Genomic DNA, 11,299 nt, shown 5'->3' on the forward strand with positions numbered 1-11,299 from the left:
GTTACGCTTGTTGTTTTTGTAACTCAGCCTCTTGTGTTTCTTCTTCAACCAGAGCATCAACGATGACCGCACAAGCTGCATCACCAGTGATGTTTAGAGCAGTACGAATCATGTCGAAGATACGGTCTAGAGCGAATAACAGAGGTAGGCCTTCAATAGGAATGCCTGCCGCCAGTAGTACCGCTACGACAAGGAATGACGGACCAGGAACACCGGCTTGACCAACCGCACCCAATGTCGATGTCACGATGATAGCAATGTATGCGCCCATTGAAAGATCGATATTGAATAACTGTGCAAAGAAGATAGCTACCAAACCATAGTAAATTGCGTTACCAGACATATTGATGGTCGCACCAAGTGGCAGTACGAACGATGCTGTCGAGTTCTTAACACCTAACTCTTTTTCTACTGTGTCCATAGTCACAGGCAGTGTCGCCATTGAAGAAGCCGTCGAAAGCGCAACTGCTTGAGGCTTTTTCATGGCACTAATGAACTTCTTCGCTGAGGTCTTTGTAAACACTTGAATCATTAGAGGGTATACAACAAAGCCGAAGATAAGAATGGCTGCGATGTAGACGACGAACAGCTTGAACACAACCATTAGCGCACCAAAACCAAAGGTGCCAACGGCTTCTGCCATTAGGCCGAATACGCCGATAGGAGCGATAATCATCACTTTGTTGATCATCCACACCATAACATCAACAATTGCGTTCACGCCATTAAGAAGAGGGTTGCGACGGGTTTCTTCTAGTTTAGAAAGGCCGATACCAAAGAATAGGCAGAACACCAAGATCTGTAGGATGTTTGCTTCATTTAAGGACTGAAAAACGTTGGTCGGGATCATACCTGTAATGGTTGCCCAGAAAGAAGGTAGGTCGCCCTTAGAAGCGTATTCAGCAGAGAACATGCCCTCGATGCCTGCTGTATCGATATTAATACCTGGTTGGAACACTTCACCCATAACAAGCGCTAACGCCACTGCAAGAGCTGAAGTTAGTCCAAAATAAGCTAGTGTGGTGACACCAACTTTACCTGCGTTACTACTGTTGCCAAGACCTGCAGCACCTGAAATCAGAGCTACAGCAACCAAAGGAATGACTAACATCTTAATTAAATTAATAAAGATAGTACCCAATGGGGCAAACATAGACGCAGATTCACCCATTACGGCCCCGATTAGGGTACCTAGGATCATTGCAATCACGACTTGGACGCCAATATTGTTTAGCATCAACTTTTCTTTTAACACTTCCTTAACTCCTGTGCTAATAAATTATAAAATCCTAGCATAGTCTTCCAGATGAACGGCAAATGTTAGACTAATGTTCGTTGGAGTTTTTACACTTTATTAGCACTGTTAGCAATAGATAGAAATCAATTAGAGGTGATTTAGATAAGAATATTAGAAGGAATGCTGTTCTATTGACCGATAGCAAACGTTTGCTTTGAATTTGGTTAATAATTACTTACGGATTGAAAGATATTGATAATAGTTGTGAAGGTTGAGATGTAACAAAAAAGTTGCGCAATTGGCGCAACTTTTTTGTTATGAAAGGGCAAAATAAACTGTCTAAAAAAACGCCTATTTTTGTGTCGCTGCTTTCATCGCTTTAACAAATTCAGCAAGTTTGTTTAGCATTTTTTCTGGCTCTGCCAAGTTGTTTTCGATGATTTTAACGACCGCAGAGCCAGAAATAGCTCCTGCAGCACCAGCAGCCAATGCTTCAGAGACTTGCTTCGGCTCAGAAATACCAAAACCAAGTAATGATGGCGGAGCATCATGTTTAGTGAGTTTATCTAGCTGTGTATTCATAGGCATATTAGCTTTAGTTTCAGTACCAGTTACCCCAGCTCTCGAAAGCAGGTAGGTATAGCCGCCGCCTAGTTTTGCCACTTGCTGAATGGTTTCTTCACTCGCTGTTGGTGGCGCAATAAAGATAGGATGAATACCGTGCTTATGAGCCGCTTCAACAAACTCTTTGCTTTCGTTAGTTGGAACGTCAGCGATTAGTACTGAGTCGACGCCCACTTCCGCGCATTTCTTATAGAAAGTGTCAACGCCACCTGAATAGACGAGGTTTGCGTACATGAGCAATCCAATTGGAAGCTCTGGGTATTTTGAGCGTATTTTTGCCAGTAGCTCAAAACATATAGTCGGTGTGGTTTTTGAGTCCAAGGCACGAATGTTTGCGCCTTGAATAGTAGGACCGTCAGCTTGAGGGTCTGAAAACGGCATGCCAAGTTCTAGCGCATCAGCGCCAGACTCAACTAAGGTTTCGATGATTTTCAGAGACAGCTCTGGATTCGGATCTCCCATTGTCACGAAAGGAACGAAAGCGCCTTGATTCTTCTCGCCTAGGCGTTGAAACATTTCTTTGTAGCGATCTTGATTCAGGCTCATTACATAACTCCTTTTTCTTTTAAGATATCGTGAACGGTGAATATATCTTTGTCTCCGCGCCCTGATAGGTTAACAACGAGAAGTTGTTCCTTCTCTGGGTTTTCGCGTGCCATCTTTAACGCGTAAGCCAGTGCGTGTGAAGACTCAAGAGCTGGGATAATACCTTCTCCGCGCGCTAGCTCTTGGAATGATTCGAGCGCTTCGTCGTCAGAAATAGACTCGTATTCTGCTCGACCAATACTATTTAGATAAGCGTGCTGTGGTCCAACGGATGGGAAATCGAGACCTGCAGATACGGAATAAGACTCTTCTATTTGGCCATGTGGATCTTGCATAAGTGGTGCTTTCATGCCGAAGAAGATACCAGTAGTACCATGCTTTAATGGCGCGCCGTGTTGGTCTGTATCAATCCCTAGTCCAGCTGGCTCTACACCGATTAGGCGAACGCTCTCTTCTTCAATAAAGTCTGCAAACATGCCAATGGCATTTGAGCCACCGCCGACACACGCAATAACAGCGTCAGGAAGAACCCCTTCACGTGCTAGGATTTGATTTTTGGTTTCTTCACCAATCATACGTTGGAATTCACGTACAATTGTTGGGAACGGGTGAGGGCCTGCCGCTGTACCTAGTAAGTAGTGCGCATCTTCGTAGCTGGCTGACCAGTCACGTAGAGCTTCATTACAGGCATCTTTTAGTGTTGCTGAACCAGAATGAACAGGAATTACCTCAGCACCCATCAGACGCATGCGGAAAACGTTAGGGCTTTGACGTTCTACGTCTTTTGCACCCATATATACTCGACATTTTAGTCCAAGCAACGCACAAGCAAGTGCTGTTGCAACCCCATGCTGACCAGCGCCTGTTTCGGCAATAATTTCGTTTTTACCCATACGTTTGGCAAGCAAAGCTTGGCCAAGTACTTGGTTGGTTTTGTGAGCACCACCGTGAAGTAAATCTTCACGTTTAAGGTAAAGCTTCGTTTTGGTGCCTTTGGTGAGGTTGCGAGTTAGTGTTAGCGCCGTTGGACGCCCTGCGTATTCTTGCAGTAGGGACATAAACTCTGAACGAAATTCAGGGTCGTCCTGAGCGTCGATAAAGGCTTGCTCTAATTGATCCAGTGCTGGGACAAGGATCTGTGGAACAAATTGTCCACCGTATTCGCCAAAATAGGCATCTAATTTAGACATGGTAAATTCCTTAAGTTGAAACTTGTTACTCGTACTAGAGCAAGTTTTAGTAATCTCGAATTAATGCGAAGGCTTGGTTGAGTTTTTCGGCATCTTTCTTACCCGGTGCGGACTCAACGCCCGAATTGAGATCTAAGCCGATGCACCCAAGCTCACTAGCTTGCTTAACATTCTCAGGAGACAGTCCTCCAGCTAGCATAATGTCAGTGGTGTTATTTAATAATTGCCAGTCAAAGCTCTTTCCGGTACCGCCTGATTGTTCACCCACCTTGGCATCCAATAAGTGGCGGTCGACATTGATGCTGTTTAGGTCTGGCAGTTCATCGGTGACACCGTGTGCTTTCCACACTTTGATATCATCATTAAGAAGAGGTTTGAGTGTATCTACGTAAGCTTGGTCTTCGTTACCGTGCAGCTGTACCGCAGACAGTTTCAGTTGATTTGCTGTATTTGCGACAAACTCAGGGTTATGGTTTTGGAATACGCCAACAAACTCAAGTGGAGCGCCACTCATGACCATGCGAGCTGATTCTAAATCGACGTAACGCGGAGACTTTTCAACGAAAATCAAACCACCTTTTACTGCGCCAGCTTGATAAGCTTTTGCCGCATCGTCCGCTTGGGTTAGGCCACACACTTTGTTTTCTCCGAACAGCACTTTACGAACGGCAAGTTCTAAGTTGTCTTCTGCCATGAGCGAACTACCGATTAGGAAGCCATTAGCAAACGGACAAAGATCTCGAACTTGCTGGTGGTTATAAATACCAGATTCAGAAATGATGATGGTTCCTTCAGGAAGTTTTGGAGCAAGCTCCTTAGTGCGTTCAAGATTCACCGACAGGTCACGAAGGTTGCGGTTGTTGATACCGACAACTTTCGCCTTAAGCGCAATAGCTCGCTCTAGTTCTTCTTCGTTACTTACTTCGGTGAGAATACCAAGGTCGAGAGACTCTGCAACGGCTGCAAGCTCACGATATTCGTCATCATTAAGTACTGAAAGCATCAAAAGAATAGCGTCAGCATTGTAGTGGCGAGCAAGATAGACCTGATAAGTGTCAATCATAAAGTCTTTACACAGCACTGGCTGTTTAACCTGACGACGAACTTGGGGTAGGAAGTCAAAGTTACCTTGGAAATACTTCTCATCGGTCAAAACAGAGATCGCGCTTGCGTGGTTGTTGTATACCGAGGCTATGTAGTCCAAGTCGAAATCGTCGCGGATTAACCCTTTAGATGGGGACGCTTTTTTGCACTCAAGAATGAAGGCAGCTTTTCCTGTAGACAGCGCTCCATAAAAGCTGCGATCTGATGGCACTAGATCGGCCTTAAAGCTTTCTAGCGGTTGAGACTCTTTACGAGCCGCAACCCAGATTTTTTTGTCTTCGACGATTTTTGCTAATACCGTTTCCATTTTCTTTTCCTATGTTGTCGTCGATGGTTTATCCGCGCTCAGCGAGTTGCTGGACGAGTTGATACGCTTTACCTGAATTCATTGCGTCTATCGCTTGTTGAGCATTGGACTTAAGGTCGTCATGCCCAAACAGTTTCATCAATAATGCAACGTTGACAGCAACAGCGCCAAGTTGAGCGTCAGTCCCTTTTCCGGTCAGCATATTGGTGATGATTGCGCGGTTTTCTTCTGGCTCACCACCTTTGATAGCCTCAAGTGGATGAGCATCTAAGCCAAAATCTTCTGGTGTTAACGTGTACTCGGTAATTTTCCCGTCTTTGATTTCTGCTACTAGCGTTTCGCCATGAATTGCTACTTCGTCTAGACCGCTACCGTGTACTACAGCTGCACGTTTCATCCCCATTTGTAGCATGGTTTCTGCGATAGGACGAACCAGTTTCGCGTCATAAACGCCCATCAATTCGATGTTTGGTCTTGCTGGGTTAATCAGTGGACCCAAAATATTGAAGATAGTACGAGTTTTCATGGTTTGGCGAACCGGCATTGCATGACGAACACCACCGTGATATTGCGGTGCAAATAGGAACGCAACACCAATATCATCAACGGCTTTGCGTGTGTCCTCGGCAGACATCGCTAGGTTGATACCAAAAGAGTCGAGCAGGTCAGAAGAACCAGATTTGCTCGACACACCGCGGTTACCATGCTTCGCTACTTTTAGACCACAAGCTGCGGCAACAAATGCCGCGGTTGTGGAAATGTTGATAGTGTTGGCTCCATCGCCGCCAGTACCCACGATATCTGCGAAGTCATAGTCAGGACGGGGGAAGGGATTAGCATTGGCTAATAGCGCTTTGGCTGCACCTGCGATCTCCTCTGGGGTTTCCCCTTTGATTTTCAGAGCGGTTAACGCGGCAGACATCAAAATAGGGTCAAGTTCCCCTTTAATGATAGTGTCAAACAACTGCTGGCTCTCTTGTTGAGACAGGTCTTGTTGGTCGTAAAGTTTATTAATAATAGTTTCCATGATTACGATTCCTTGAATTTGTTTCAGTTGTTTGAATGATTAAAGCTGTTTCGTTGCCCACGCAATAGCGTTACTTAACAGCGTTGCACCATACGTCGTCATGATCGACTCTGGGTGATACTGAAAACCGCAGACGCGGTCTTGTTCATGCGCTACAGACATAACCAAACCATCGACCTCTGCCGTGATATTTAAGCTGTCAGGCACTGTTGTTGCGACCAAGGAGTGATAACGTGCGATGGCCATTGGTGACGGCAGTCCTTGATAAATGCTGTGGTTATCGTGAGCCATCATCGAGACTTTGCCGTGAATGATTTCTCCAGCACCAGCTACCACACCACCGTAAGCTTCTACAATCGCTTGGTGACCTAGACAAATACCGATCATGGGGACTTTGCCACGCAGTGTTTTGATGAGTTCTGGCATGCACCCGGCATCTGCTGGCGCGCCTGGGCCAGGAGAAAGTACAACCACCGGATTGTCCAATTCAAGCACCGCGTTAGCTATGACGTCTGCGGCAATATGATTACGATAGATTTTTACGTTGTGGCCTAAACTACGGAATTGGTCGACAAGGTTGTAGGTAAATGAATCGAAGTTGTCGACAAACACAATGTTGGCTTTGCTGGAAATAGTAGTAGACATCGTGATTACCCCTTGTGCGCCGTTTTGATTGCAGAAATAACAGCTTGTGCTTTGCCTCGTGTTTCGTCTGCCTCAGACTGCGGGTCGGAATCAAATACAACACCTGCGCCGGCTTGAACCTGAGCAATACCATCCTCCACATAGGCGGAGCGGATTACGATACACGTATCAAGATCACCAGCACCATTCATGTAACCAACTGCTCCACCATAGCTACCACGTGTTTGTCCTTCAAATTGACGAATGAGCTGCATCGCACGAATCTTTGGTGCGCCTGTAAGTGTTCCCATGTTCATACATGCTTGATAGCCATGAAGGGCATCAAGATCACCACGGAGCTGACCAACAACACGGGACACTAAATGCATGACGTGGCTATAACGGTCGGTTTGAAGCAGATCGGCGACATGCCTAGTGCCGGGTTCTGCGATACGCGCAACATCGTTACGAGCTAAGTCGACCAGCATCATGTGCTCAGCGTTCTCTTTCATGTCGCTACGCAGTTCCAGTTCAATGCGGCTGTCGAGATCTTTGTTGATGGAGCCATCGGCGTTTTTACCGCGACGTCGTGTGCCGGCAATAGGGTAGATTTCAATTTGATTGGAGTCAGAACCGTATTTGAGTGCACTTTCTGGTGATGCACCAAAGAGGGTGAACAACTCGTCCTGCATATAGAACATGTATGGACTTGGGTTGCTTTGCTTCAGCTCTTTGTATGCTGCAAGCGGAGAAGGGCATGGCAGAGTGAAACGGCGTGATGGAACGACTTGGAAAATGTCGCCACGAACGACGTACTCTTTTAAATCTCTTACTATCTGGCAGAAATCTTCATCAGAGATACTAACGCTCTCTTCGATACCTTCAACTTTCTTCGCCTCTGGAACAAGTTTTAGGTCATCGCATTGCTGACTGATTTGTAGAATCCTTCCTCGGATACGAGCTAATTCATCTTCATCATGATTGAACAACGTTGTATGCAAGTCGCAGGATTCTTTTTGGTGGTCAACAACAAGTAGGCTCTCTGCAACGTAAAATACGAAGTCTGGACATTGGTTTGATTGTTTAGCATCACCTAGTGGTTCGAAGTTGGCAACGATGTCATAAGCGAAAAGCCCACCCATAAATAATGCATTTTTATCTTGGCCTGTCAGGTCGAAACTGTGTTGTACAAGACGAAGTGCATCAAAAGAAGAGGCTTCACGAAGTCTAGAATCTTCGTCAAGCGTATCATCAGGCATCTCAAACTGAACGACCAACTCACGTTCTTGTAGGGTAAATTCAATGCCTTCAGCAAGATTCTGAGCAATGATATTGAGCAAGTTAACGCCGTTTGTGGTTAGGGCTTCGTAGCGAACTTTGTGACCCTCACAAACAATTCTTACCGCTGAATCAACGATAAGCAGACTTTGGAGATCTTGTTTAGAGTCAATCTCAGCAGACTCAAGCAACAGACTGTCTGTTTTGTTTTCACATAGCGTATGAAACAGTCGAGTCGGATCTTGGGTATAAGGTACTTGCAATGACAGTACTTCCAAACGACCTTGCTTTTTGATGGTAATGGCTTTGTTCACAAAACCTCCTCTAAATTCTTTGAATCTGCTTTTGCAACAATCTTGATACATACTCGCATAATTAAAACGTTTGCCCAACGTTGAATAGGTTCAATTTGTTGCTTAATTAATCAGTTAAATCGAAAAACAAAAAAGCCCACTCGTTTGAGTGGGCTTTAATCAAATTAGGTTTTGATTATGCACGCAAAAAAGCCCACTCGGATTGTGTCCAAGTGCGCCACCAACCTTGTAGAGAATTAACCATACGGTTTAAAGGTTTTTTGATTGTATGAATATCTAGTAACATACGTGCTTAACTCAAATAATGTATCTGCGTACTAGTTAACTAGTTCGTGGTGCGAAAGTCAACCGAAATTGTGAAAAAATGAAGATAGATTTACATAGCCATACCACAGCCTCAGATGGCCGACTATCGGTTGCCGAACTTTTAGACAGAGCTATTGGTTTTGATGTCAAGGTTCTTGCTATTACTGACCATGATACTTTGGATGCGATTCCCGAAGCGCTTGAACTTATTGAGCAACAGTCACTGCCGATTGAGTTGGTTAATGGCATTGAAATCTCGACCGTCTGGCAGAACAAAGACATTCATATTGTGGGGCTGGGTGTGTCACTTGATTCTCCTGAACTGTTAGCGCTTATTGAAGCTCAGCAAGCAAGACGTGTTGAGCGCTCCGAACTCATTGCACATAGGTTAGAAAAGGCTACTCGTGAAGGTGTTCTCGAAGAAGTAAAGCTTATCGCGGGAGATGCCCCAATCACTCGAGCACACTTTGCAAAGTGGTTGGTGGATAATGGCTATGCTAAAACCATGCAACAAGTGTTTAAGAAATATATGACGCGCAATAATACCGGTTATGTGCCGCCCAACTGGTGTTCAATGCAAGAAGCTGTTGCGGCGATCCATAGTGCGGGAGGAATGGCAGTTCTCGCTCATCCAGGGCGCTACCAATTAACCGCAAAGTGGCTCAAGCGACTGCTCGCTGCATTTTGTGAGGCCAACGGTGATGCAATGGAAGTAGCACAGCCACAACAAAGTCTTCAAGAAAGACGCAACCTTGCCGATTATGCGATACAATACAATCTATTAGCTTCACAAGGGTCGGATTTCCATTACCCGTCACCCTGGATGGAGTTAGGCAGGAATTTATGGCTTCCATCTGGAGTAGAACCAGTATGGGACCAATTATCATTAAAGACAGCAACCTCTCTGGACAACGCTACACTAGATAGTGGGGATGCTGCACGCAGTAGTTAAGAGATCGCTCTTGAAGTCGAACAACATGGAAGGTTGTACCGAGAGCATCCTAAAAGCTTGAAGGAATAACAATGAGTCAATTTTTTTACGTACACCCAGAAAACCCACAAGCACGCTTGATCAATCAGGCTGTTGCCATTGTTCGAAATGGTGGTGTGATTATTTATCCAACCGATTCTGGTTATGCATTGGGGTGTCAGCTTGAGAACAAACAGGCGCTAGAGCGTATCTGTCAAATTCGTCGTTTGGATGACAAACACAACTTCACTTTACTATGTCGAGATTTGTCCGAGCTATCTCTCTATGCTCGAGTAGACAACACAGCTTTCCGTTTGTTGAAGAACAATACTCCTGGCCCTTATACTTTTATTTTTAAAGGGACTAAAGAAGTTCCTCGTCGTTTGATGAATCCTAAACGTAAGACAATAGGTATTCGTGTTCCTGACAACCAAATCGCTTTGGATCTGTTAGAAGCTTTAGGCGAGCCTTTAATGTCAACGTCATTGATTTTACCAGGCAACGAAGTGACAGAATCGGATCCAGAAGAGATTCGTGACCAACTGGAACATGCTGTTGACTGTATATTGAATGGTGGTTATTTGGGTGAGCAACCAACCACAGTTATCGACTTCAGCGATGATGACGCGAAGGTCCTAAGAACCGGGGCTGGTGACCCAACGCCATTCCAATAATAGGTCAATGTTTTCTTACTAATAAAGGTAAGAAACTTGGTGCGTCTAACAGAATTCTTTGCGATAATGTGCGACCGCGATTTTTAAGGTCGCATTATCTGGTTTCGACGTCTGTGAAGACGACATTATAGGTAGGTAAATGAGCGAAAAATTACAAAAGGTGCTTGCTCGCGCAGGCCATGGTTCACGTCGTGAACTTGAAGCCCTAATTAAATCTGGGCGCGTGAGTGTTAATGGTCAGGTAGCAAGACTGGGTGAACGTCTAGAAGACGAAAATGCGGTTATCCGTATTGATGGTCATACTGTTTCCGCCAAAGCACAAGAAGAAGTGGTTTGTCGAGTGCTGGCCTATTATAAGCCGGAAGGTGAGTTGTGTACTCGTCACGATCCTGAAGGTCGTCGCACAGTATTTGATCGCCTACCTAAGATCCGCGGATCGCGCTGGATTTCTGTTGGTCGTCTTGATGCCAACACATCAGGTCTACTTCTTTTCACTACTGATGGTGAGCTAGCAAACCGTCTAATGCACCCAAGCCGTCAAGTTGAACGTGAGTACTTGGTACGTGTATTTGGTGAAATTAACGAGAAGAAAGTTCGCAATGTGGTAAACGGCGTAGAACTTGAAGACGGTATGGCTCGTTTCGAAGATGTAGTTTATGCTGGTGGTGAAGGTATGAACCATACTTTCTACGTAGTTATCAACGAAGGTCGTAACCGTGAAGTTCGTCGCCTTTGGGAATCACAAGAAACGACAGTTAGCCGCTTGAAACGTGTTCGCTATGGTGACATCTATCTTGATAAGAAACTGCCACGTGGCGGATGGATGGAGCTGACACTGAAAGAGGTGAACTATCTTCGTGAGCTCGTTGAATTACGTCCTGAAAAAGAAACCATGCTAGACCTTAGCCAGAACACGTCACGTCAACGTGAACGTTCTCGTAGCCAGAAAATTCGTCGTGCGGTACGTCGTCATGAAGAACGTGCTAATGCACCTAAAGGTCGCAGCAACCAGCAGCGTCGTAACAAAAAGTCTGCTGGCGAGCAAAGCGCTCGTTCTAAGACTCGACGCTAAGCGTTCCAGTTAGCAAAAAGCCAGCT

General features: G+C 45.3%; 10 protein-coding genes and 1 other annotated feature. Of the genes, 3 read left to right on the forward strand and 7 right to left on the reverse strand.

Going from position 1 to position 11,299, the window contains the following annotated elements:
- Window position 1: 1 nt before the first annotated feature.
- From HOP38_RS05895 to HOP38_RS05925, 7 genes are all read right to left on the reverse strand, one after another.
- On the reverse strand, window positions 2-1,237 hold the full coding sequence (locus HOP38_RS05895; RefSeq protein ID WP_124941237.1) for a dicarboxylate/amino acid:cation symporter: 1,236 nt from the start codon (window positions 1,235-1,237) through the stop codon (window positions 2-4).
- 351 nt (window positions 1,238-1,588) lie between these two features.
- Entirely contained in the window at window positions 1,589-2,407 is an 819-nt protein-coding gene (trpA, locus tag HOP38_RS05900) for a tryptophan synthase subunit alpha (protein WP_006073853.1), read from the reverse strand.
- A complete protein-coding gene (gene trpB / locus HOP38_RS05905) occupies window positions 2,407-3,597 on the reverse strand; it encodes a tryptophan synthase subunit beta (protein WP_006073854.1) in 1,191 nt (396 codons plus the stop codon). The genes trpA and trpB overlap by 1 nt, the downstream gene beginning before the upstream one ends.
- 46 nt (window positions 3,598-3,643) lie before the next feature.
- Window positions 3,644-5,008, reverse strand: coding sequence for a bifunctional indole-3-glycerol-phosphate synthase TrpC/phosphoribosylanthranilate isomerase TrpF (trpCF, locus tag HOP38_RS05910; protein ID WP_006073855.1), 1,365 nt, complete (start codon window positions 5,006-5,008; stop codon window positions 3,644-3,646).
- 28 nt (window positions 5,009-5,036) lie between these two features.
- Window positions 5,037-6,035, reverse strand: a complete 999-nt coding sequence (gene trpD / locus HOP38_RS05915; protein ID WP_006073858.1) for an anthranilate phosphoribosyltransferase — start codon at window positions 6,033-6,035, stop codon at window positions 5,037-5,039.
- 39 nt (window positions 6,036-6,074) lie between these two features.
- On the reverse strand, window positions 6,075-6,680 hold the full coding sequence (locus HOP38_RS05920) for an aminodeoxychorismate/anthranilate synthase component II (RefSeq protein WP_006073861.1): 606 nt from the start codon (window positions 6,678-6,680) through the stop codon (window positions 6,075-6,077).
- Window positions 6,681-6,685: 5 nt separating this feature from the next.
- Entirely contained in the window at window positions 6,686-8,251 is a 1,566-nt protein-coding gene (locus tag HOP38_RS05925; protein WP_107306758.1) for an anthranilate synthase component 1, read from the reverse strand.
- A gap of 126 nt (window positions 8,252-8,377) precedes the next feature.
- Window positions 8,378-8,480: a sequence feature (Trp leader region), on the reverse strand.
- A 135-nt stretch (window positions 8,481-8,615) separates the two neighbouring features.
- Between HOP38_RS05925 and rnm the strand changes: the two genes are divergently transcribed.
- From rnm to rluB, 3 genes are all read left to right on the forward strand, one after another.
- The gene (gene rnm / locus HOP38_RS05930; protein WP_198557655.1) at window positions 8,616-9,509 is read left to right on the forward strand and encodes an RNase RNM; all 894 of its coding nucleotides are present in this window, start codon (window positions 8,616-8,618) and stop codon (window positions 9,507-9,509) included.
- A 71-nt stretch (window positions 9,510-9,580) separates the two neighbouring features.
- Window positions 9,581-10,201, forward strand: a complete 621-nt coding sequence (locus HOP38_RS05935; protein WP_062460921.1) for an L-threonylcarbamoyladenylate synthase — start codon at window positions 9,581-9,583, stop codon at window positions 10,199-10,201.
- A 139-nt stretch (window positions 10,202-10,340) separates the two neighbouring features.
- A complete protein-coding gene (gene rluB / locus HOP38_RS05940; RefSeq protein WP_006073868.1) occupies window positions 10,341-11,273 on the forward strand; it encodes a 23S rRNA pseudouridine(2605) synthase RluB in 933 nt (310 codons plus the stop codon).
- Window positions 11,274-11,299: the final 26 nt, after the last annotated feature.

The sequence above is a fragment of the Vibrio mediterranei genome (assembly GCF_013364395.1).
Lineage (GTDB): Bacteria > Pseudomonadota > Gammaproteobacteria > Enterobacterales > Vibrionaceae > Vibrio > Vibrio mediterranei.